Annotated in this window: 32 protein-coding genes and 1 pseudogene; 26 read left to right on the forward strand and 7 right to left on the reverse strand. The window is 30.2% G+C overall.

Annotation, left to right across the window (positions count from 1 at the left end; genetic code table 11):
* Window positions 1–95: 95 nt before the first annotated feature.
* The 4 genes from DPIF8902391_RS09580 to DPIF8902391_RS09595 all read right to left on the reverse strand — a co-directional run bounded on the left by DPIF8902391_RS09580 (window position 96) and on the right by DPIF8902391_RS09595 (window position 3,754).
* On the reverse strand, window positions 96–824 hold the full coding sequence (locus DPIF8902391_RS09580; protein WP_058884491.1) for a DUF4184 family protein: 729 nt from the start codon (window positions 822–824) through the stop codon (window positions 96–98).
* Between the two features lie 71 nt (window positions 825–895).
* On the reverse strand, window positions 896–2,095 hold the full coding sequence (locus tag DPIF8902391_RS09585; RefSeq protein WP_172505670.1) for a tyrosine-type recombinase/integrase: 1,200 nt from the start codon (window positions 2,093–2,095) through the stop codon (window positions 896–898).
* A 591-nt stretch (window positions 2,096–2,686) separates the two neighbouring features.
* Entirely contained in the window at window positions 2,687–3,316 is a 630-nt protein-coding gene (locus tag DPIF8902391_RS09590) for a hypothetical protein (protein ID WP_172505671.1), read from the reverse strand.
* Window positions 3,317–3,355: 39 nt separating this feature from the next.
* Window positions 3,356–3,754 (reverse strand): helix-turn-helix domain-containing protein, encoded by a 399-nt coding sequence (locus DPIF8902391_RS09595; protein ID WP_172505672.1) that lies wholly within the window; start codon window positions 3,752–3,754, stop codon window positions 3,356–3,358.
* A gap of 135 nt (window positions 3,755–3,889) precedes the next feature.
* On the opposite strand from DPIF8902391_RS09595, the gene DPIF8902391_RS09600 reads away from it, so the two are divergent.
* From DPIF8902391_RS09600 to DPIF8902391_RS09675, 16 genes are all read left to right on the forward strand, one after another.
* Window positions 3,890–4,120, forward strand: coding sequence for a hypothetical protein (locus DPIF8902391_RS09600; protein WP_172505673.1), 231 nt, complete (start codon window positions 3,890–3,892; stop codon window positions 4,118–4,120).
* 2 nt (window positions 4,121–4,122) lie between these two features.
* A complete protein-coding gene (locus tag DPIF8902391_RS09605; RefSeq protein WP_172505674.1) occupies window positions 4,123–4,908 on the forward strand; it encodes a hypothetical protein in 786 nt (261 codons plus the stop codon).
* A 167-nt stretch (window positions 4,909–5,075) separates the two neighbouring features.
* Window positions 5,076–7,031 (forward strand): hypothetical protein, encoded by a 1,956-nt coding sequence (locus DPIF8902391_RS09610; RefSeq protein WP_172505675.1) that lies wholly within the window; start codon window positions 5,076–5,078, stop codon window positions 7,029–7,031.
* Complete coding sequence (locus DPIF8902391_RS09615) at window positions 7,015–7,218, forward strand: hypothetical protein (RefSeq protein ID WP_101955922.1); 204 nt, start codon at window positions 7,015–7,017, stop codon at window positions 7,216–7,218. The genes DPIF8902391_RS09610 and DPIF8902391_RS09615 overlap by 17 nt, the downstream gene beginning before the upstream one ends.
* Window positions 7,219–7,232: 14 nt before the next feature.
* The gene (locus tag DPIF8902391_RS09620) at window positions 7,233–7,418 is read left to right on the forward strand and encodes a hypothetical protein (protein WP_172505676.1); all 186 of its coding nucleotides are present in this window, start codon (window positions 7,233–7,235) and stop codon (window positions 7,416–7,418) included.
* Window positions 7,419–7,430: 12 nt separating this feature from the next.
* Complete coding sequence (locus DPIF8902391_RS09625; RefSeq protein WP_172505677.1) at window positions 7,431–8,354, forward strand: hypothetical protein; 924 nt, start codon at window positions 7,431–7,433, stop codon at window positions 8,352–8,354.
* 3 nt (window positions 8,355–8,357) lie between these two features.
* On the forward strand, window positions 8,358–8,648 hold the full coding sequence (locus DPIF8902391_RS09630; RefSeq protein ID WP_172505678.1) for a hypothetical protein: 291 nt from the start codon (window positions 8,358–8,360) through the stop codon (window positions 8,646–8,648).
* A gap of 144 nt (window positions 8,649–8,792) precedes the next feature.
* Window positions 8,793–9,059 carry a hypothetical protein gene (locus DPIF8902391_RS09635; RefSeq protein ID WP_172505679.1) on the forward strand — a complete coding sequence of 89 codons (267 nt, stop codon included), beginning with the start codon at window positions 8,793–8,795 and terminating at the stop codon, window positions 9,057–9,059.
* 5 nt (window positions 9,060–9,064) lie between these two features.
* Window positions 9,065–9,478, forward strand: coding sequence for a hypothetical protein (locus tag DPIF8902391_RS09640; RefSeq protein ID WP_172505680.1), 414 nt, complete (start codon window positions 9,065–9,067; stop codon window positions 9,476–9,478).
* A gap of 126 nt (window positions 9,479–9,604) precedes the next feature.
* A complete protein-coding gene (locus DPIF8902391_RS09645) occupies window positions 9,605–9,808 on the forward strand; it encodes a hypothetical protein (RefSeq protein ID WP_172505681.1) in 204 nt (67 codons plus the stop codon).
* A 186-nt stretch (window positions 9,809–9,994) separates the two neighbouring features.
* The gene (locus tag DPIF8902391_RS09650; RefSeq protein ID WP_172505682.1) at window positions 9,995–10,420 is read left to right on the forward strand and encodes a hypothetical protein; all 426 of its coding nucleotides are present in this window, start codon (window positions 9,995–9,997) and stop codon (window positions 10,418–10,420) included.
* Between the two features lie 141 nt (window positions 10,421–10,561).
* A complete protein-coding gene (locus DPIF8902391_RS09655) occupies window positions 10,562–10,714 on the forward strand; it encodes a hypothetical protein (protein WP_172505683.1) in 153 nt (50 codons plus the stop codon).
* A 545-nt stretch (window positions 10,715–11,259) separates the two neighbouring features.
* Window positions 11,260–11,553 carry a hypothetical protein gene (locus DPIF8902391_RS09660; protein ID WP_172505684.1) on the forward strand — a complete coding sequence of 98 codons (294 nt, stop codon included), beginning with the start codon at window positions 11,260–11,262 and terminating at the stop codon, window positions 11,551–11,553.
* Between the two features lie 231 nt (window positions 11,554–11,784).
* Window positions 11,785–13,428: a hypothetical protein gene (locus tag DPIF8902391_RS09665; RefSeq protein ID WP_172505685.1), complete on the forward strand. Its 1,644-nt coding sequence runs from the start codon at window positions 11,785–11,787 to the stop codon at window positions 13,426–13,428.
* A gap of 10 nt (window positions 13,429–13,438) precedes the next feature.
* Window positions 13,439–14,158, forward strand: coding sequence for a hypothetical protein (locus DPIF8902391_RS09670; RefSeq protein ID WP_172505686.1), 720 nt, complete (start codon window positions 13,439–13,441; stop codon window positions 14,156–14,158).
* Window positions 14,158–14,472, forward strand: coding sequence for a hypothetical protein (locus DPIF8902391_RS09675; protein WP_172505687.1), 315 nt, complete (start codon window positions 14,158–14,160; stop codon window positions 14,470–14,472). The genes DPIF8902391_RS09670 and DPIF8902391_RS09675 overlap by 1 nt, the downstream gene beginning before the upstream one ends.
* A 218-nt stretch (window positions 14,473–14,690) precedes the next feature.
* Here DPIF8902391_RS09675 and DPIF8902391_RS09680 read toward each other — a convergent pair whose 3' ends face one another.
* The 3 genes from DPIF8902391_RS09680 to DPIF8902391_RS09690 are packed head-to-tail and all read right to left on the reverse strand — an operon-like array spanning window position 14,691 to window position 15,770.
* Window positions 14,691–14,996: a hypothetical protein gene (locus DPIF8902391_RS09680; protein ID WP_172505688.1), complete on the reverse strand. Its 306-nt coding sequence runs from the start codon at window positions 14,994–14,996 to the stop codon at window positions 14,691–14,693.
* 14 nt (window positions 14,997–15,010) lie between these two features.
* Entirely contained in the window at window positions 15,011–15,379 is a 369-nt protein-coding gene (locus tag DPIF8902391_RS09685) for a hypothetical protein (protein ID WP_172505689.1), read from the reverse strand.
* A gap of 28 nt (window positions 15,380–15,407) precedes the next feature.
* On the reverse strand, window positions 15,408–15,770 hold the full coding sequence (locus tag DPIF8902391_RS09690) for a hypothetical protein (RefSeq protein ID WP_172505690.1): 363 nt from the start codon (window positions 15,768–15,770) through the stop codon (window positions 15,408–15,410).
* Between the two features lie 108 nt (window positions 15,771–15,878).
* On the opposite strand from DPIF8902391_RS09690, the gene DPIF8902391_RS09695 reads away from it, so the two are divergent.
* The 10 genes and pseudogenes from DPIF8902391_RS09695 (at window position 15,879) to dnaG (ending at window position 22,314) form a co-directional block, all read left to right on the forward strand.
* Window positions 15,879–16,121, forward strand: coding sequence for a hypothetical protein (locus tag DPIF8902391_RS09695; RefSeq protein ID WP_172505691.1), 243 nt, complete (start codon window positions 15,879–15,881; stop codon window positions 16,119–16,121).
* 4 nt (window positions 16,122–16,125) lie between these two features.
* Window positions 16,126–16,362 (forward strand): hypothetical protein, encoded by a 237-nt coding sequence (locus tag DPIF8902391_RS09700; protein WP_172505692.1) that lies wholly within the window; start codon window positions 16,126–16,128, stop codon window positions 16,360–16,362.
* Between the two features lie 21 nt (window positions 16,363–16,383).
* Window positions 16,384–16,728 (forward strand): KilA-N domain-containing protein, encoded by a 345-nt coding sequence (locus DPIF8902391_RS09705; protein WP_172505693.1) that lies wholly within the window; start codon window positions 16,384–16,386, stop codon window positions 16,726–16,728.
* A gap of 51 nt (window positions 16,729–16,779) precedes the next feature.
* Entirely contained in the window at window positions 16,780–16,920 is a 141-nt protein-coding gene (locus tag DPIF8902391_RS09710) for a hypothetical protein (RefSeq protein WP_172505694.1), read from the forward strand.
* Window positions 16,921–16,978: 58 nt separating this feature from the next.
* Window positions 16,979–17,272 (forward strand): annotated as a pseudogene (locus DPIF8902391_RS09715) (DUF2829 domain-containing protein); the annotation flags it as partial.
* Window positions 17,273–17,339: 67 nt separating this feature from the next.
* Window positions 17,340–17,663 (forward strand): hypothetical protein, encoded by a 324-nt coding sequence (locus tag DPIF8902391_RS09720; RefSeq protein WP_172505695.1) that lies wholly within the window; start codon window positions 17,340–17,342, stop codon window positions 17,661–17,663.
* 7 nt (window positions 17,664–17,670) lie between these two features.
* Entirely contained in the window at window positions 17,671–17,841 is a 171-nt protein-coding gene (locus DPIF8902391_RS09725) for a hypothetical protein (RefSeq protein ID WP_172505696.1), read from the forward strand.
* 28 nt (window positions 17,842–17,869) lie between these two features.
* Entirely contained in the window at window positions 17,870–18,460 is a 591-nt protein-coding gene (locus DPIF8902391_RS09730; RefSeq protein ID WP_172505697.1) for a helix-turn-helix transcriptional regulator, read from the forward strand.
* Window positions 18,461–18,619: 159 nt separating this feature from the next.
* Window positions 18,620–18,883 carry a hypothetical protein gene (locus tag DPIF8902391_RS09735; RefSeq protein WP_172505698.1) on the forward strand — a complete coding sequence of 88 codons (264 nt, stop codon included), beginning with the start codon at window positions 18,620–18,622 and terminating at the stop codon, window positions 18,881–18,883.
* On the forward strand, window positions 18,862–22,314 hold the full coding sequence (gene dnaG, locus DPIF8902391_RS09740; protein WP_172505699.1) for a DNA primase: 3,453 nt from the start codon (window positions 18,862–18,864) through the stop codon (window positions 22,312–22,314). Before DPIF8902391_RS09735 ends, dnaG begins: the two co-directional genes overlap by 22 nt.
* Window positions 22,315–22,322 lie beyond the last annotated feature (8 nt).

A 22,322-nucleotide genomic window follows, 5' to 3' on the forward strand; every position in this document is an offset into this window, starting at 1 on the left:
GAGTAAGAAATCATCTGAAAAGAATAGTTTCTAAACGCTTAAAAAATAAGTTTTATAACAAAAAACACGAAGTTAGCGCTTCGTGTTTTTTAGGTTTATAAGCTAATTTCTTTCTTGTTCAAAAATAAAAAAGAAATAATTATTATGGCGATCATTATAGCGGTAATTGAGCTTACAATGATGTTTCCGTATGCGGTTATTTTTAAGCCGCTAGAAAATCGTATTATTAAAATAGCAATTGCGACTAAACTGACAGCTATCCAGTAAGTAGAATTAGGTTTAGATTCTATTAGATTCTGTTTTTCTCTTTTATTAAAAGACCAAATAATAAATAAACCACCTAGTAACGTACTTAAATGTTGTAGTATTTTAAAGTATGAAATTGGAGAATTTAATATTTTTTCATTCAGTTGAAAATAGCCTGTAAAAAAGGTGTTTTGATGTGTAAAAGAATCCCAAAATATGTGAGAATATGCTCCGATTAAAATAGATAAACAAACAATAAACCAATTTTTAATAAAATAATTATTCCAGTTTAAATCTTTTAAATCAGTTGTTCGTTCTTGAATATATTTAGGTGAATTTTCTAGTAATGGTTTTTTAATGATAAGATGAAAAATAAAACATAACAGGAGCCCTAAGGGAAGGTTAAACCAGAGCGTTCCAAGTATGGTATGACTGAAGTTACTTTGAATTTTCATCCGCAAGAAATATTCAAAATCAGGTGTTAAACTACCGATTATTACTGCGGTTAAAGAAATCCATTTTCCAAAGATATTTTTAAGAGGTAAAACAATTGCTGGGTGTGAAAAGGTAAACGGCATTTTTTATATATTAATTTTATTTTATAAAAAGTATTTTAAATCCAACGCGAAAGATAAGTAAACGACATGGTTTAAATATCAAGCTTTGCCGATTGAATAGTACCACTAGCTTTTAGTATTGTTTTTGGTAAATATTCTTCGGTTTGCTTAATTGAATAATGCCTTGCTTGATTACGAACATCAATTGTTGGGATTCCTAAATGTAAATAATTGGTAATTCCTGTATCTTTTAAAGAGTACCATTGGTAAAACTTACTAAAATTTAGCTTTTTTTTGTATTTACTCCAAGTATCCGATATTTTTTTAGGTTCTAGTTGAGTTTCTCCGGGTTTAAAATTATCATCAGAAAACAGAAAATCATGATTATTAGCATTTTTTAAATGATCTATTAAAACATGTATTAATTGGCTTGGAATCGTTACTACTTGCGATTTTCTATTTTTGCTAACATCGGCTGAAATACTAATAATTCCATTTTTTAAGAGAACATCAGCAACTTTTAATTTAGATAATTCAGTTCTACGGATTAAGCAGTAAAAAGCGGTATAGCATAAAGCGAAGTAGTGCTTATTGGTTTCTTTTAAATGATTAAAAATTTCGGTTCGTTCTTTTAGTGGAATAATAGTTCTTATTTTTTCAGAAACTCTAATTTTATCAATATTCCCTGTAAAATCTACTTTTAAATGCTCTCTTTTGATTAGCCAACGATTGAAAAGCGATATAAAACCTAAATAATTGTTGTGTGTTCTGGCTGAATTTTTGCGTTCATAAAAAATCATATCTAAAAAATCACGACAAAATTTCTCATTAAAGTAAGAAACGGCAGCGTTTTCTTGTTTTTTGGCAATTAAGTATACTTTTAGGTTTTTAATGTAACTGGTGTAAGCTCGTAGCGTATCTGGTCGCAAAGAGTCTTTTTTTGTTTGTTGTTCTATTTGATGTAGATAATTATCAAAGACCTCAAACAATTTTACTTTTTTTGGTGGTTCTTGTTCTTGTATTGGCGAGTTATTGACACGGTCAAACGGAGTCCAACCTCGCATTAATTGTTGGTTCAATCTAATTATAATAGATTTTGCATAGATTCTTCTTTCTTTTTTACATTTGAAAGGTCTTACTCTATGCCTTTTTCTTTTTAATCGATTATTTGCCTTTGTTTCGTAGGGGTCTATGGCGTAATACACAATTTCCCAAACTTTATTTTCTTTTAATTCGGCAGGAATATAGTCGATAAAAGGTAGTGTGATATTACTATTTTGAAGTTTTGACATTTTTTTTATGTTGATTTTTAGAAAAACCAATAGTAAAAAAAGTAATGTGTTTTGGAGAGTTATTGACGCTTTTTTTAATAAAAAACTCCTAAAACCTTATTGTTAAGGTGTTTAGGAGTATATAGTAGCGAGAAGCAGAAAAAACGTTTAAACATAGGTCTTACTATCTTACTCTATTATATATATATATTATTATTATTATTATTATTATATATTATTATAGAAATAGGAGTATTATTTATACTCACTATAAAAAAACACGCTGTAACCCTTGTTATTACTAAGGTTCTTGTGAGTATAAAAAGAGTATAAAATACGAGTATAAAATTTATGAGTATAAAATTGAATAAAATTTTATACTCACTTTTTTTTGATAAAAAGAGCCTTAACCCCTTGCTATTATTGATATTTAGCTATTTGTTAATAAAAACAACACTAAAAATAAAATAACTTTTTCTTAATTTATTAGAAAACCCCACGCATATTTTATGGTCGTTTTTAGAGCCGAAAACCTCAAAATGTAGCATTTTCAGCCAAAAAAAGCGAATACAAACGAATTGTAATCGCTTTTTTAAATGAAATTTTAAAGTCTTATTCTATAAAATATTCTTTTTCTCCACCACAAGTAGCTTTAATGTGGTATCTATCTAATTCTTCATTATTATCTACATTTATAAATGTGTAAGGAGAAATAACTCCATTTACAGGATAATAATCTAAAGTTATCGTTTCATTACCAGCAATAGATCCATATTTTTTACCTAAAAAATTAATTAAATAACCAGTTTCAGATATATTTGTTACAACCACGGTACCTGTTTCTTTAATGCTAATTTGTTTTGTACTGTATTCTATTTCTTCAAGTTCACTGTTAGCTTTTACCGTATAATCTCCATCAGTACCAAAAATTAAAGAATTGTAATTGTTTCGGCATCCTTTTTCTACATCAACAAAATATTCTTTATCAAAAACAATATTTTTTTCAAAAGTAATAGTTCCATCTGGACCAGTTAAACCTTGTGCTATTGGTGTACTTTCAAAATCATTACTTCCATATATTATAACTATTGCACCATCAACTGTTTTTCCTGAATTTGGTTCTAAAACAGCATTTACTACTTCAATTTTAATTTTTGGAGTTCTACTTACATCATCATCACTACTACAAGATGCAAACATTAAACCAATTGCTACTATACTTAATTTTAAAAACTTTTTCATTTGATTTTTATTTAAATTATTTTCTTTTATAAACTATTTTTAACTTGCTTTTTTAGTTTCGTTTAAATCGTTTTCTTCTAAAAGGTTTAAATATTTCTTTTGAAGAATATTATTTTCCTCCAGAATAGCAACATATTTTTTTTGCAACTCACTATTTTCTTTTAAAAGTATAAACTTCTCTTTATATAAGTTGTTTATTTCTTTTTGCAATTCGTTGTTTTCGGCTTTTTCCGAAACTAACATTTCACCTTTTCCTGTGAGTAAATAAACTGGGTTAATACCTATACATTTTGTGTATATTAATTCAGCATCAAAAGTGTTTCTTTTTTTCCAATTATACAATACTTGTGGCTTGATCCCTAAATGTTCCGCAAATTTAGCATCATTTTTAAAATTAAAACCTTTTATTATCTCTCTTATAATCAGTTCTTTATCCATGTAAATACTATTAATATAAACGTATTGATTGTTTTTTTGTTGTTTTGTATACAATTCGTTTATATATTTGTATCAAAATTGATTCAAAATTGATACAAAAACGATTCAAAATTGATTCAAAAACGATTCAAAACTATGAAAGCAAATATAAATACAAATTTCGTTCTAAAACAAACGGTTTTAAGCAAACTTTCCGATAGCGTACTTATTGCAAAAATTGTTGATGCAACAGGTTTAGCTTTTCTTACTATACAGCGTCAAATTTCTTCAAATCACAAAAACTTAACGCATTATAATGTGCTTTTTACTATTTCCGAACATTTGGATATACCTATTAATGAATTAGTAGAAAAAAGCTCGTTATAATTATGAGTAACTACAAATACAATACCAAAGATTTATACGAAGCCACTAATGGTGGTTTGGATATTTTAGAAAAATATTTTTCGCAAGGAATAGGTAAAAAGCATTTTAAGTTAAATGATAATGAAAAAACGGCAAGTGCTATTTTTTATAATGCAAAAACGCATTGGGTAATTAAAGATTTTTCTAGTGGTAAAAGTTACGATGCTGTAAGTGCTGTTATGCTCTTAAAAGGTATTGAATTTAAAGAAGCTATACAACTTTTATATGCTGAAAATAATTTAGCAGGTGCAAAAACGGTTGTTTCATCAAATATTATCTTTAAAGAAAATACCGAAAAATTACCGAAAACGTATTTTAAAATAGAGGTTCAAAAAGAATATACCAATTTAGATGCAATAGGTGAACACGTAACGCCTGAAATTGCTAAGGCGTATAATTTAGTGCAAATTAAAAGTTATGATAAAATAACTTCTAAAGAGGGTAAATTAATGATTACCGAAGCAACGCCGAATTATCCGATTTTTGCGTATTCTGATAATCTTAAAAAATGGGCTAAAACTTACAAGCCATCAGAATATAAACGTTTAGATAAAAATGGTAAAACCGTAAATTTTAAACACGGTTATTTAGGCGAAAAACCGCAAACCTACGTACACGGTTTAGAACGTATTTTAAATGATGTTGATGAAAAGAAAATACTTAAACTTTTAGATGAAATAAAAGAAGACCGAGCCTCTTTTTATTCATCTACGGATGCAAAAGAAAAAAACGGTATCAAGGATTCATAGAATATAATCAAGACGAACTTAAAAAACTTAGATTAGAAAATATTATCATTTGTTCTGGAGGTTCTGATGGTTTAAATCTTGCTTCAATTTCTGATGATTATTATCCTATTTGGTTTAATTCCGAGGGCGAGCAAATAACCTATGATCTGTATCAGCGTTTAAACAAATTGTGTAAAAACTTCTACAATTTACCTGATATTGATATTGCAGGAAAAAAATATGCTCACACTTTATCTAATAACTTTTGGAATATTAAAACAATTTGGCTTCCTGTATCGAAAATGGGAACTAAGGGCAAAGATTTTAGAGATTGGTTAAAATATTACGGAAAAGCAGAAAAAGAAGTTATAAACCGTGCTTTTGATAAAATGTTAAATTATACCGTAAAATGTAATTTTATTGATAAAAACGACAAAAATCGTCCTGCTATAAATTTAGCGAACTTTCATTATTTTTTGAATTGTAACAATTTTTATTCATACAAAGAGATTATAAATTTTGTAGAAAAATCTAATGATGATACTTCTTTTTTAATAAAAATTGATGAATATAAAGTGTCCGTTCCAGAAGTTGCTGAAATTAGAAATTTCTGTATTGAATATCTAAAAGATAAAGGAGTTGATTTAACTGTTATCAATTTAATAAAAGCATCAAAAGTATTTATTGTTTCTGAGCTAAAAGCAATTGACCGTGTTTCACTAGATTTTGACAATTATACGCATAATAGTCAGCAATTCTATTTCAAAAATGGAATTGTGAATATTACAAAAGATGCGGTTGGATTCTCGACCAAAAATACTACTAATAAATTTGTTTGGAATCATAAAGTATCAAAGCACGATTTTAGAAAAACCGCCGATTATTTCGAATATTACAAAGATGCTAACGGAGAAAATCGTGTAAAAATCAACGATACATCGTGTGAATTTATGGGCTATTTAATGAATGCAAGTCGTGTTCATTGGCGTAAAGAAATAGAAGAACCTTATAAAACCGTAGAAGAACAAGAAGCGTACAGGGCAAAAAATATGTTTACGCTAAATGGTGAAAATTTAGGCTTATCGGAACATATAACGCAAGAAAAACACTTTTTAAACAAGTGTTTTGCGATTGGTTATTTACTACACAATTATAAACGAGAAGATTTCACAAAGTTTGTGTACATAATGGACGATGCCGTTAAAGATAGCGAAGACGATGCAGACGGTGGTTCTGGAAAAAGTTTATTGGTTCGTGGTTTAAAAGAATTGTTAAGTATTTTTTCGATTGATGGTAAAAAAGACGATATAAAAACGGACAGGCATATTTTTGGCGAATTGCAACCTGAACATGATGCTGTAAATGTTGAAGATGGTAACAAAAAATACATTTTTGATTTTTTCTTTGGGAAGATAACAGGGGAAATTGAGTGTAATCCAAAACATAAAAAATCGCATAATATCGCCTTTAAAGATGCAGGTAAATTTGTAGGTACTTTTAATTACGGAATGCCAAAAGATGATGGTTCTACCAATAGAAGAATACTTTTTGTTTCATTTTCGAATTGGTATCACGCAAAAACAAAAAACTTTAAAAAAGAGCGTAAAGTTTCAACCGATTTTGGGCGTACTTTCTTTCAGCAATGGGACGAAAAACAATACAACAAGTTTTATAATTTTCTGATGCAATGTTGTAAGCTCTATTTGAATAATATAGATAATGAGTTTTTAGCGCCTATGGACAATATTTCTCAAAACAATTTAAAGGCGAGTATTGGAGATGCTTTTATTACGTGGGCTGATGAGTATTTTATTGGCGAAGAAAATTTTAATCGCAATTTATACAGAAGTAATTTATTTGATACGTATAAATCAAAAATAGGAAAGTATCCATTAGGAAGTGGAAAATTCAAAGAAGCTTTAGAATTATACTGTGCTTTAAATGGTTATACTTTTAATCCACAACGTTTTTTAAACAGTCAAGGCAAAATTAAGGTAAACATTACCGAGGGACAAAAAAGAAGCACAAAAGAGTGTTTTTATATTGAAAACTTAGAAATACTTGAAACCGAAAAACCTGAAATTACCGAAACTTTCGAAGATTTTAAAATAGAAAAACCCAAACTAGATGATCTGGAATATTAATGCAAAAAGATGGTGTTGGGATAATGGAATTAAAATATTTCCAAAACCAATGGTATCAAACGGCAGCGTTTTGAAAATCGTTATTTCTAATAATGGCGTTGAAAAAATCGGCAAAGATAATTACGATAACAAAGAAGTTTATAAAAAGATAAACGAGTTATACACTCAAATTTATAATAAAAAATAAGTAAAAAAGAAGTTATGATATTATATCAAAAACATTTTAAACCTAGTCCGAAGTATCTGAAAATTGAATTTCGTTTAAAAGATAATCATTTTTTTAAATTCGAAAATGCAGATATTATTGAGTATGAAGAAAAAGCAATAGAAATTCATTTATTCAAGTTTTCATTTTACTTCGTTAAAACAACAAATTTACCTTTCTAAAGCAGAAAAAAAATGTTAAATCAAATAAAAAGATTCCGAGAAAATCAGGCAAAAATACCGCTTTATAAATCGCTGACTTCTATGCGTTCGTTGGCTGTATCTATTCAAAGTTATAATATTTTTTATGGTATTAAACAAGCATCTTTTTTCTATTTGCTTTTTGAATACTTAATTCCAAACGATTATTTACGTGTAATTCCTGCATTGTTTTTTGGTTATTTCGTAGCAAAAGCAATGTTAAATATTGCGGTTAATATTCCAGAAAAAAAAGAGTGGGTAATTGTATCCATTGCGTTTTTTGATTTTCTGATGCTTTGCGTAATCTTAGATATTATGCACAAAACTGATTGGATTGAAATTATTAATTTACTGATATTTTGCGGTTTTGTTACTTATATCGGTTACTGGTTAAATCAAGTTTTTGTTTTGAAAGTAAAGGAAAAAGAGCTAGAAGAAAAAAGCGAAAAAGAGCAAAAGTATTTGCATAAAATAGCAGGTTCAGAGCAGAAAGCAGAATTGCTAAATATTGAAATAGCAGATTCAGAGCAGAAAGCAGAATTGCTAAATATTGAAATAGCAGATTCAGAGCAGAAAGCAGAATTACTAAATATTGAAATAGCAGATTCAGAGCAGAAAGCAGAATTACTAAATATTGAAATAGCAGATTCAGAGCAGAAAGCAGAATTACTAAATATTGAAATAGCAGATTCAGAGCAGAAAGCAAAATTACTAAATATTGAAATAGCAGATTTAAAAGAGGTTGTTTCCCATAAAAATTTAAGTCCTGTAATAAAATCAACTGGTATTCAGATGGATTTAATAAACGCTATTAATACGATTTGCCCACATTGTAAAGTTGAATTTAACAACAAAAAAGCAAGAGACGGACACAAAGGAACTTGTAAAATGAAACCTGAAAACATTAAAAAAATATAAATAATGAAACTAAATCAGTCAGAGAAATTAGCATTAAAAACGATTAGAAATATTCTTGTAGCCATAGAAAATGGCAACGAAATTACAGTTACAAGTGCCGAACAAAACGCCATAATTAAATTAATAGGTGTTAATTTGAAAGAAATAACTGTTAGAAAGAAAGAAGTAAAATCATTTGTGAGAGGTAAAGATAATTTTAAAATAATATTCAAAAAACCTTTTGCAGATTGGCACGAAGCAAATCAAATCAAATCTTACGGTTTTTTTCCGTTTCAGGTTAAAGAATTAATGTAAATGAACCCTAAAAATATTAAGGAATGACAGTATCAATAATAATAGCATTTACCTGTGGTATTGTTGCTATACTACTTATGATTATAATTTTAGTTGTAATCATTCATGAAAAATAAATAATTTAACCCAAAATCAATAGAAAATATGAGTAATGACAACATTCAAAACAACATCGTTTATTTTTTAACAGACACGAAAATAACCGAAAATAACGAAACAAGAATCGTTTATAAAATAGTCGATGGAACGGAACGATTAATAACGTCTCACGAATTTCATAAAGGAACTGTAAAAGAAGCTTCACAGTATGAAATGGAAGTAGAAATGAACAAAGGATATTGCGATTGGTACGCTAAAAATCGTGCTGTAATTCTGAAGCATTACCGAAATAAAAAACAAAATAAAAATTAGAAAGTATGTTAAGAAAATTAATAGTAAAGTATTTTGCGTTAAGTTATATAACCAAAATTTTCGGAAAAGAAATTTATATGTTAAGAGGTGCTACACCTCTTAGCATTTCTTTTAGTTTAGTAATGATAGGTGCATTTTTCGACAATGACTATTTATATTATACCGCTTTTACAGCATTTATCGTATTTGTATATATAGGATTTATTTATTTTAGAAGCTCTAAAAATGCGGTAAAATGGGATGAATTGGACGATGTTCAAAAAAGAATATTCTATAATATAACACCTGTTTTTTTAGATGATAAAAAACGAATAGAGGGAACTATTTTAAATGATAGGAAAGTACACAATTCTCCAATTTTTCTAATTATAAACATTGTTTTTTGGGCAGCAGCACCAATAATTACAATGATAGTTTAAAGCATAAAAAAACCACCCCGAACGAGTGGTTAAAAATTGCTATGAAAAATGAAAAAGTGAGTAGGAAAATACAAAAATCCAACCTGTTACAAATATAAGGAATTTATTTAAAATAGGTATTTAAAAATGACAAAATCAATGCTTTCTGCTAAATTAAGATTCGTACCAGCTCAAAGGTTTAAAGAGGTTACTTGGAAAATAGTTTCAAAGAACAGGAAACGTCCTATTTCAGAAATTAAAAACATTAGAAATCTCTACAAAGGCGAAGCGGATGCTATTTTAAATTACTTTAACAGAGAAGTTATTGATATTGATGATCTAAATATTTAAAAATAAATAAGGTAGTATCTGAGTAATTAAAGCCAACGCATTAGCTATGTTTTGTTGCGTGTAAAATAGCGAGATTATCGCAAAACCTCGAAGAATTAAAATATAAACTAGAATACTAAAGTTAGCAGAATACAGCAATGAATTATAGCTTTTGTTGGCTTTAGTTTTTTCTCAAAAATTAAGATTATGGACTTAAAAAAAGAATTTAAGATAAAAGAAATAGACGGTCAGTTTTTTATATTCAAGGGTAATAAGAAATATAAAACTCACTGTTGCGAATCAGATAGTCACGGTAATGCTGTCGTTAGTAGAATTTATAAAAAGCATCTTGTTTTTAATACTTTAGAGTCTGCAAAAAAACATTTTACGGAATATGTATTAAATAATAAATCATGTAAATATAGGGGATACACAATTCTGCATTTGTATGATTATTTCAAAAACCGAGAGCTTTTTTTATGCAAAGAAGATTATTACATACCTAAATATTATAACGTTATGAGGCGTAAATATTGGCAAGGCTCTTTCGTTGATGGGGATTTAGAATATACAAAAAGAACCATTGATAAAATAATTACTCCAGATAAGCCTAAAGTTTATGATTTGAATTAAAGCCAACGTGTTGCGTATAAGAATTGAAGCGGATAGATATGCAACCCTCATTGATGAGGGTAGGATAAAATAAATATTAATAAAACACCGATAAGGCAATGAACCGCTTTTGTTTTTATACGGTGTTGTAAATTGTTTACGATGAAAAAACTAAAAGAAAAATTTACTATTGCCTTAATTGTATTAGGATTCTGTGGCTTAATTTACGGAATTGGATATATAAAGTACAAAATCTGGAGAGCAGAACACCCACAAGCAAAAACTTGGACTTTCTTTGTGCCAAAAGGTAAGTAAATTGTTTACAACGTTTCACAGCTATGTACGTCGTATTTTTCCCGCAGGGAAAATATGCGACATAGGTGGTGTTGGCAAATCGTTTTATTCACAAGGTTTTTCATTCCGCCGATTTTAAAGGGAATGAGTTTAAATTCAAAATATTATGAAAAGTAACGAATCAAGTGCATTAGGCGGTTTGGTGATAGTAGGTATTATTGCGGTATTAATTTATTTATTATTCTCCTTCATAGATACACCGAAACCAGAAATAGTTGAAATAGACGGGTGTAAATATGAACGATATAACTCATATGAAAATTACTCATTAGTACACTTAGAATCATGTGACAACAAAAAACATTACTAAACCATTTATACTCTTTTAACGATTTAGATTGGTAATGTTTGCCAACGGTCTACTTGTATGGTTTGTAGCGAGAGTAACCCACTAGATATAGTGGTTAAAATAAAATAATAAATTAAAAACAAAATATTAATAAAAGCAGAAGCCAGCTATAAATTATACAAATTGTTGGCAAATGCGGTAACAAGAGATAAAGATTATGAAAATAGAAATTATAACACCTAAGCCTTATTTTAAAATAGCAATGCAAGTTAGTCATCGTAGATTTCACGATACTAGAAAAAAACTTTGGGAAATAGGAGAAGATATAGATGAAAGTCAAGAAATTAGACAGGGTTACGTTTCTGAAAAACTAGACTACGAAGGTGATTTAGAATCTATAAGAATTTATAACTGTAAAGAAACAGCTGAGTATATTAAGATTATAAAAAAAGAATTTGGTGTAGAACAGGATATTCCTAAAGGAATGGATATTGTATTCTCAGTATTGTAGTGTTTGCCAACACTAATATAACTGTAATATTGCATAATATTTTTTTAACCGAACTATCAAATGATAGTTCGGTTTTTTTTTGTAAAAATAAAAGAACTTAAACGAAGCTAAACAACTTTAAAGGATACTAGCTCTTACTTGACGGTGTTAGCCGTTACTAAAGGATGCTAGCCTAAAATGATGTTTTTTTCTTGTTTTATTATTGCAGTATCAAATCAGATATAGTTGTAAATGAATCAAGCAGAATCTATAAATCAAGCATTATACAGGAACATTAAAAGTGGGCAACAATACGCTCATTTAATGCCTTATAGTAATTGTAGTAGTACCAAATTAACTACTGGAGATACAAAAGCTGCAATTGATAATATGGCTATCTGGTCAAAGAAATATCAAAATCATACAAAAAATATTGCAGTAACTTTTGCAGGTAAAAGTACCAAAGAAACCGCTATTTCTATCCACTCGTTTTTATACCATCATTTTCAATACAAAATAGATGGCTTAAATCAAGAGCTTAGAAGTCCAGCTTGTTCATGGGCAAGTCGTCAAAACGGCATAGACTGTAAAAGTTACTCAATTTTTGCAAGTACAATTCTTTTAAATTTAGGAATACATCATTTTTTACGACGTATCAAACAAAGTGCAACCGCTGGTTATTCGCACGTTTATGTAATTGTTCCAAAAAATCAAAAAAATCCAAAAAATCTAAAATCAGGATATTATACCATAGATGGAACTTTAGCAGGAATTAAAGAACCTGATTTTTATCAAAAATCAGATGTTTTTATGAGTGCTAAAACAAATAATCATGGTTTAGCAGGAGCAGCTAAACCAAAACACTTACAAAAACAACAATCAAAAGGTGGGCAAGCTGCTGGAACTTGGCAAGGAGAACTTGTTAAAGGATTATTTGAAACATTAAAACCTGTTTTAGATGCAGCCGTTCAAGGATTAGTAGAGCATTTATTTGGATGCCCTGAACCTCAATACGAATTACCAATAATAAAATTAAGAATTGAACGAGATTTTAAAGTCAAATTAGAAAAAGAATTAGATGATTTAGATAGCGCTATTCTATATAATAATCGTCCACGAATACAGCATATTTTAAACAATATTTTAAAAGAATTAGATCTAGGAATAGCACACTTAAAAAGCGAAGCAGCATACAATGGAAACCACCAATGTATTGGTAAAACGTTAGCAATTTCTTTAAAATACATAGGAGATATAAAAAATATATTTGATAAGATATTTGAAAGTTTTATCAAGTCTAACGGTCGTTATTCCGTAGATGTTTTTACAAAAACCGCCACTTCATCTGATCGACTTTGGTATTTCGTCGTAGGAAATGCCGATAACCCTGTAAATGCAGAATATAGATTTGTAGTTCTTCGAAAAGCTAAAAGTAAGTACGGTATAGAACCAGTATTACCGTACGGAGAAGGAGACGAAACATTTAAAGAAATTTCGAATAAATGGCTTTCTGACAATAAAAATCATTTACGTATAAACTATGGAGATGGTCGTGAAATCAATTATCAAAAGGAAATAAGACCTTTAATTGACGAAATAGAAGAGTTACGAAAACAAGTTTATTTGGGTGGTCATAGCCTGTATTGGTTCGAACAACCTAAACAGCTAAAAATGTACAAAATATGGATCAAATACGATACAAAATACACTGATTTTTTAATCAAAGAAGCTAAAAGTTTACGTACAGCAAACGAATTAATGGTTCGTGATTATCAAAAGAGGTTAAAATTTGAAATTAGTAAAGACAAGTCAATAAAAAAAAGAAAGTCATTAAAAAATAAAATCGGAATAGGTGCTGGTATCGCTGCTGCTAGTCTTTTGATTATCAAAATTTAAATATAAGTATATGAATTGTAATAAAAACAGTGGTAGCGAATCAGCGCAGTTATCGGGGTGGTGTAGTTCCTCCAAAATAGCTGGTAGATTAGAAGGAAAAACTAGAGATGTCTTAGGACGTAAAAGAACGGCAGATGCTAAATACAAAGCATTGGAAACTGGCGCAGAAGCGAATCAGTGGGCGAATCTTGAAAAAGAAGTCGAACGAACTGGGCGAATAATTAAAAAACTGCAAGTAGAATTACAGCAAGAACAAACAATTGCCGAATCTTTAGGTTTAGGCGCATTTTGTAAAAAAGCAAAAAGACGAAGAAAACACGCAGAAACGGCTTTACAATCTGCTGAAAATTCACTAGGTAAAGTACAGGGGCGAATTAATATTTTAAAGCAAAAACAAACTTTAGGTATTGATCGAGCTAATGAAATATTAGCAAGTAACAGTACGATTACCAGTTCGATAAAAACACAAATTCAAGCGGTAAAAACAAAAATAGCAAACTATAAAATAGAGCGAGATAACATCAAGAAAGCTAAAATTGCAGCAACTAAAACGGCACAAACAGCATCAAATATGGTATCTATTAATTCAGCTAAAAAAATGAATACAGCAGGTTTTGGATCGTTTTTGTCAAAAGAAAATTTGCCTTTAATTATCGGTGGTGCTTTATTGTTTGGTGGCGTTGCTTATTTCAAAAACAAAAATTCACCAGTTAAAAAAGTAGTAGCATAATGGAAAGTAAATTAAATATATATGGTTTAGCAGGTGTTCCTGGTCGTGGTCGTGGTAGGTTTATGGATGGTAACGGTAGAGAGCAGTTTGGACGACCAACAAGCAGAAAACCGATCATAAAACGAAGACCAAAGACAAGGCAAGTAACTAGGAAATTAGTAAAAACAACAGGAGGCTTTAAACCTGCGAAAGTAACAACTTTACGTCTTGATTATGGGCGAATTAACAGCCAAGCAGAAATAAATAGAATAGTAGACTCGAATCCCTCGCGTACAACGTCATTAATTCCTGATTATCAAGGACTTACAAATTAAAATACCGTGTTTTTTCGGTATGTAATGGTGCGTTTTTGGTGCGCGTTAAACGCTTGTAAACATATTATTTACAAGCGTTTATGTAATGTATTTACTCTTTTTCGGGGTCAATTTCTTCAAGCAAACGTTCTAAATCGTTTGCTAAATTGCCATTTTCCTCGCCGATAGTTAAAGTTATTGTAGTGGTGTTATCTTTCATGTTTTCTTTTTATTAATACTTAATATCCTCTAGGTATCGCAAACACATCATCTTTAAAAATAGTTACATCAAATATATCCGTGTAAAGTCTTATTTCACCGTTTTTAGCTTCCGCCTTAAAAATATGTTTAATGGTTGCTGTGGTTTTAAGTTTAGTGCTACGAATTGTATCAAGCTTGCTATAAGATAAAGGTGTGTATTGTTTTACTTCTGTATGTTTGTAAAAAGCACTTATTTTCTCTTTTATTTTTTTGTTTACATCATTTTTTGAAACACAAGAAATGATGAATATTGTCGTTATAATTAATAAAAATATCTTCTTCATTTCAATATTTTTTATTAGTGGCAACCACTACATTCACTTCTGTCTACATAAGATTTATTTCCGCTTGAGTTGATATAATAACAACCACCTTTTGGTCCTGTATGTAATGTTTTTCCATTATGTGTTCCACACTCCCAATCTGTTACTGTTACCTTTGCGTTATTTGTGTAAGTGTAAAAATAATCATCACATTTATATACTTTAACGCCACTTGATGATGTTGTGTATAGAGCCTCGACGCAACTGTCATTATTAGCGTTATCACTGATGTTAATATCATTATTAGTGTCATCATTAATATTATCATCACCACCTCCAGAGCAATTGATGAAACTAAATGAAACTGTAAGTAGTAACAATAATAGAATTCTTTTTGTTTTCATAATATTCACTTTTTCCTATAAACTACTTTTAACCGACATCTTTACTAAAAGCATCTCCTTCCATGCACGCCAGTAGCTTTTCATGGAGTAACATATTCTTGTCTAATTGCTCATAATACATCTGTTTGTAATTTTTCATTTCTTTTTTCATTGTATCTAATTTTTGTGTGTTTTCTTCTTTTTCTGATGAAACAACCATTTCGCCTTCATCAAACAATAACCAATTAAGACTTAGATTTCGAAAATTCTCTAATATAGATGTGAGTTTATCAGAAGTTACCGAACCTTTAGTGTCTAAATAACCATTAGAAAGTTTACATTTTTTACAGAAATTAGTTTTGTTAAGCCCCGTAGAACCTGCGAAAATCAATATTTTTTCTTTATGTGTCATTATTTAATTAGAAATAATTAGGATTAATTAGAAATGTTTCTAATATTTGTATCATCAATATATCACTAAGGTATTACAAAATTAAACAATAAACAATAGGGCATTTATATGATTTCAAAACAGGAAAAAGAGCGTATTAAGCAGGTAGTTGGATTTAGATATGTAAAAGCAATTCAGCAGCAACTGAATAAAACAGGTCGTTTCAGTCAGAATGGTAAACAATATTCATCATCGATGATTACAAATGTTATGAATGGCGCAAATCACGCTGTAATTGAACAAGCTATTTACGAAGTAGTAGCTATCAAGAACGAAGAAATTAAACGTAGAAAGAAACTTTTAAAAGGATAGAAATATGTCAGTAGAAGCAGAATCAATAGTTGAAATGTTTAATGAAAACTTTCCGGTAGGAAGTGTAGTTAGACAAAGGAATGTAGGTGTGAAAACATTTCCATTTAAGAATAGAATTGTAAAAACAAAAGCTTTTTTAAGTCAAAATGGTGAACCTGTAGTTTTCTTTACTGGGGTGTCGGGTTACTACTCTATTCTTCCTGACTTTATCGATTACACGAAAGTAGGAACACGATTATAATTAATTTTTAAAAATAGATATATGAAAACAACTGCAACAGAATTTATTTATCAAGACACCGAAATACATTTTGCATTCGCACTGGATGGAAATGTAATGGTAAATGCCACGGAAATGGCAAAGGCTTTTAACAAAAGAATGGATCATTTTTTACGTTCAGACCACGCAAAAAGATTTATCAATCAACTTTTATCCACCCCATTTGGGGGGAATAAAACTCCTTTGAAAATGGATGAGATTGTTTTTGCTAACAAAAAAGCAGGAACTTATATGCACAGAATTTTAGCTTTAAAATTTGCTGCTTGGTTAGATGTTGAATTTGAATTATGGCTTTTTTCAACAATTGATGAATTAATGTTTGGCTAATATCGAGTTCAAGAAAAAGCTTTAGAAGAAACTTTAAAAGCTGAAAAGGAAATGGAAGCGCTGGCTTTAAAATTAGGTAAAAATGAAGATTTTCAAAAATTACAAGCCTTACAGAATTTTGTTAAAAAGAAAAATTCAGCAAAATTAAAAGCGCAGAAATTAAAGAAGTTTCAAATTAAAATGAATTTGTAAAAAAATAGATAACATGGAAAAAATGAAGATAGTAAGATAATTATTAAGTTTTGGGCAGGCAATTGAAGCTTTAAAACGAGGAGGGATAATATCTCGTGAAGGATGGAACGGAAAAGGAATGTTTGTGTTTCAGCAAGTATCTAGTGAAGTGCCAATAAGTACTGTTGAGAAAATGCAATCATTACCTCAGGCAGCAAAAGATGTATTTAAACTTCGGTTTATTATGGAACCAAAAAAAAACACGATAAAATACAGTAATCAGTTAGCAATAGTTTATCCCGATAACTCTATTTATGGATGGGTAGCATCTCCTTCGGATGTTTTAGCTAATGATTGGATAGTGTTAGGTTAATAATCAAACTCCCGCCACGGCTTAGTATAGTTTCGACACTATAGCGGGAACTAAAAATATAAATAAGATGGATTTAAGTAAAAAGATTAACGAAGTAGCAACAGCATTAAAAGCTGAAATTTTAGCAGGGAATTTTAAGACTTCAGATATAAGAGAATTTGATGTTCTTAATCCTATGAGTATCGTCCCTTGTGAAATATTAGTAAAAAAGAAGTATCGTTTCTATCTATTAGCGTCAAAAAATATATGGCCGTGTGTTTTGGTGAAGGAAATGAATTTTACTGATGATGAAATAACTGACTTCAAGCGGTTATTAAAAGAAAAAGAGCAAGTGTATGCTGATGATTTGACTTTGGATATCGATATGGTTTTTGAATCTTTTAAATCATAATAAGAAGATGAATGAACTTCTAGAAAGTCATAGCGAATTACTTGCAATTGTACAGGCTTATGCAGCTACAAATCAAAGTAATTTATCAAAGTCTAGTTATTTAAAAGAAAGGATAACAAGCGCCATAGCGAATGGCATAAAAACAAGAAAATCCGTAGTTGTAGCTACGGATTCTTAAAAATATTAACACTTAAAAGGATATCAAGATGATTAACAGCAACAAAAATACAATATTTTCAACAACTCCACAAATTGCTGGAGTAATGCCAAACGATAATAACATCGAGTTTGTAGGCATTCGAGACACCAAAAGAGTTTTGTGGATCCGAAACGGACACACGCAATACTTCACAGATTTACCTATTAAATTTTTCAAATTATTAAAATCAGCATACTTAGCTGATTTTAAAGCAGTAGAATTTTTGTCAAAAGTTACCGAAGATCTACATCGGCAAATTGAGCTATTCACCTACTATATGTGGGGAGATTTAGACAGTGTTCCTGATATAAAAGATGGTAAACTTTCAACTTCAGAAAATTTTAGAGACCAACAAAATTGCCCGTCTCTTTTGTGGAACTCGAAAAACATAAACATAAACGATCATGTGTTAACGCCCCGCCAAATTATTATTATGGATTTAATCGGCGAAAATGCTCCAGACAAAGCTATTGCAGATGTTTTAGGTATTTCACATAAAACGTTTGATTTTCACAAAGCGAATTTATTTAAAGCGCTTTGTGTCCATAGCAAGATGGAGCTGTTCAAACTGGCGTTTACACACAAAATAATTGCCTAAAAAAAATGAAAACAGAAAACAGGATTGCCGTTAATTTAATTAGATATTATCAACAGCAAGAAGCTTTAACGGCTAACAAAGAGGAGTATACAGATTTCGCCCTTGCTCTTTTAAATAGCAAGTACACCTACGAAATAACAAAGTTAAGAATATTGTTAAATGAAAAAAATCCAAAAAGATTGCAGGAAATTGACTCCAAAAGAGCAAATGAGATTACAGTTACAAAAGGAATTGAATATATCTCAAGCAAACCGTTCAAGTAAATATATTACTGCGGGAATTAAAAGAAAAGCGGATAGGTATTTACAGGAAATATTAGAAAATCTGGAAACACCACCACCACCATCAAAAAAAGCACTTACTCTTAAAGAGTATATTGAATTAGTAAAGAAAAATAAATTATGTACACCAAACAATCGATAGATAGAGTTCGTGAAGCAGATATTGTTACTGTAGTCGGTAGTTTTTGCAGTGACTTAAAGAAACAAGGAGCGAATTATTTTTGCAAGTCACCATTTAAAGATGAAAAAACAGCCAGTTTATCAGTATCACCATCAAAAGAGATTTTTAAAGATTTCGGATCAGGGATAAGCGGTGACGGAATTACATTCGTAATGGAATATGAAAAATGTGATTTTATTGAAGCTGTTAAAATTATAGCGGGTATTTGTAATATTATTTTAGATGAGGAAATTCAATCACCAGAAGTAATTCGAGCGAAAAAAGAAACACTTTCGCTAACGACATTAACAACGAATATTGCTAAGAAATATCATCAAAATTTTAGAGAATTACCAGAGACTCATTGGGCGAAAAAACACATTGCGAATTTAGGGTACAATGATGGAACTATTTTAGAGTTTAATATTGGTTTTGCTCACAAAAACAACGAAGTAACAAAGGCGTTAATTGATAATGCAAAACTTGCTGAAGGCATTAAAATAGGTGTTTCTAAAGCTGATAATAATAAATCGTATGATTTTTATAAGGAACGAATTATGTTCCCTATAACCAATAAAAATGGTGAAACTATTTCATTTGGAGGGCGCAGACAAAATGGTGAATCTTTTGAAAAATATGCAAAGTATTTAAATGGTCCTGAAACAGAAATATACAATAAATCAGAAGAATTATACGGATTTCGATTAGCCAAAAGAAGTATTGCGAAAAGTGGTTTTGCAATTATATCTGAAGGATATACAGATGTAATTACTATGCACCAGAAAGGATGTTCGCAAACAGTCGCAACCTGCGGAACAGCTTTAACAGAAATACAAGCTAAAAAATTAAAGCGTCTTTGTGAACATATTATTTTATTTAGAGATGGAGACAAAGCCGGTGTAAAAGCTTCGGAACGAGATTTAGAAATATTATTAAAGCATGGCTTTCGAGTGTCGATAGTTCCATTACCTAACGGAACTGATCCTGATGATTGCGCCAGAGGGCAAATTGATATGCCTACTTTTATTAAAGATAATAGAGTAGATGCTTTTGAGTGGCGCGTTAAAAATTTAGACCTTCTTTCTGAAGAATATATTTTATTAAAAACCAATTTAGATTTAGGTTTAAAGACTGCTGTTTTAGGTTTATCAAAAGAAAAAGTGTCTATGGAAAAACTTAAGACTCTAAAAGATAAAGAGCTTAAAGATGCTATTAAAAAGAATGCGAACGTTAAGAAGGAAATTATACGTCTGCAAAAAGAAGTCGCTGTTGAATTGAACAAATACGACAAAGAAGATCCTTATAAAAAGGAGCATGCTATTAAAAAAATTGCTGAATTATTATTTAAAATAACCAGCGAAGTTGTTCAAGAAAGTTATTTAAAACACGCAGCAAAACTGTTAAATCAAAAACAGCAAGTTTTTAAAAGCTTACTGAGTGAATTAAGAATTGAAAAGCAAAATAAAATTGAAAAAGCGTCTGGAGGAAAAGGGATTTCAAAAGATACTTTAGGTTTACCAGAAGGAGCAGATCAGGCACAGTTTTTACAAGATCGTTTTTGTGTTATCGGTAATACCTACCATTTTACAAAAGGTGACGGATTTTTCCAGGGCACACAATTCAAATTAACACCATTGTTTCACATAAAAGGGCGCAAAGAAAACAAGCGACTTTGTGAGGTTATTAATATCTATAATAAAAAGGAATTAGTTGATTTTGAGTCTGACTCATTTATAAACTTTACAGATTTCAAAAAGCGACTCGTAAATTTAGGATATTATATATTTATTAATGGTTCAACAGTTGCACAGTTTGAATTATTGGCGCAAAAAGTTTTGCGAGAATTTAACACTGCTTTAGAACTCCAAAATATGGGGTGGAACAGCAAAGGGTTTTTCGCGTTTGCCAATGGTGTTTACTGGCAAGATAAATTTCAAGAAGTAAACAAATACGGAATTATTCATTTAGAAGGCGTTGATACATCTGATGAAGATGAAGAATTTAACGAAAAGGTTGATTACTATTATTCTCCTGCATATTCGGCAATGCACGTTAAAAATCAAGATGGTGATGATCCGTACGAAAATGATAGAAAATTTATCTATAGAAAAGCAACAATCACCTTACAAGAATGGATGCAACAATTTTTAACGGTGTTTGAAGAAAAAGGAAGGGTTGGCATTCTATTCAATTTCGCTGTGTTATTTAGAGATTTATTTTTGACGAATTATGATTTCTTTCCATTATTAGGTGGGTTTGGTGAAAAAGGTTCTGGTAAATCAGCTTTTGGTAAAATGTTACAGAATTTTTTCTTTTACAAAGAAGATCCTTTAGAATTGAATACCTCTACATTGGTTGGTTTTTCTAGGCGATTATCAAGAACTAAAAATGCAACGGTCTTTTTAGACGAATATAATGACAATGCTATTGATGAAAAGATGTTTCAAGGACTCAAAGGAGCTCATCAAGGAATGGGGCGAGAAAAAGGAATGGCTACAAGTGATAACAGGACCAAAACGGATAAAATAAACTGCGGGATTTATTTAGCAGGTCAATATCTACCTACTAGAGATGATAACTCTTTACAAAGTAGGCTAATTAGTCTGCAATTTCCGTTAGGTAATAAAACAAGTGTTCAACGTGAAAACTTCACGAAATTAATGAACGCCAGCACGCAAGGACTAAGCTCTTTAATATTAGAAGTTGTTCAACATAGGCAGTTGTTTGAAGATGCTATTGGCAAAACATATAATGAAGTTATTCGTGAATTAAAAGCTGTTATGGATGCGCCTGGTAAAGAGCAAGAATACGAAGAACGAATTCTAGGAAACTATGCAGTTTTACTAATCACTTATAAAATTTTAGAAAGTAGAATCACTTTTCCTTTTAACTACCAAAGCATTTTCAAGCAATGTGTTGCTGGTATTATTGAAAATAGCGAATCAATACAAGACTCTAACGGCCTTTCTGAATTCTGGAGTATTATCCAATGGATGCACGAGCACAAGCATATCGCGGAAGGTTATCAATTTGCTATTGATACAAAGGAAAGTGTGAAATTGATTGGTAAGCAAAAGAAAACGGTAGTTCACGAAAACAAAGAGGGGCGTAAAATACTCTATTTACGTTTGAATTCCGTCCATCAAGATTACACCAAAGAGTGTACGAAAAGAGAAGGTGTGCAGGCTATTGGTGAAGTGACTTTACGTAATTATTTCAAAAGTAGAAGCTATTTCATCGGCTTAGTGAAAGCCAGACGATTTAAAACTGGAGGTTCTAGTTGTTATGCTTTTGATTACGAGGCCATGAAACGAAATAACATAGTTTGTCTTGATAAAATAAAAGAAGATGAAGACGATGAAGAAGATGAAAGTAATAACTCAAGTATCTTAGAAGAAGCAGGAATTTATTAAAAAAACAC

The sequence above is a fragment of the Tenacibaculum finnmarkense genomovar ulcerans genome (assembly GCF_900239495.1).
In the GTDB taxonomy this organism is placed as follows: domain Bacteria; phylum Bacteroidota; class Bacteroidia; order Flavobacteriales; family Flavobacteriaceae; genus Polaribacter; species Polaribacter ulcerans.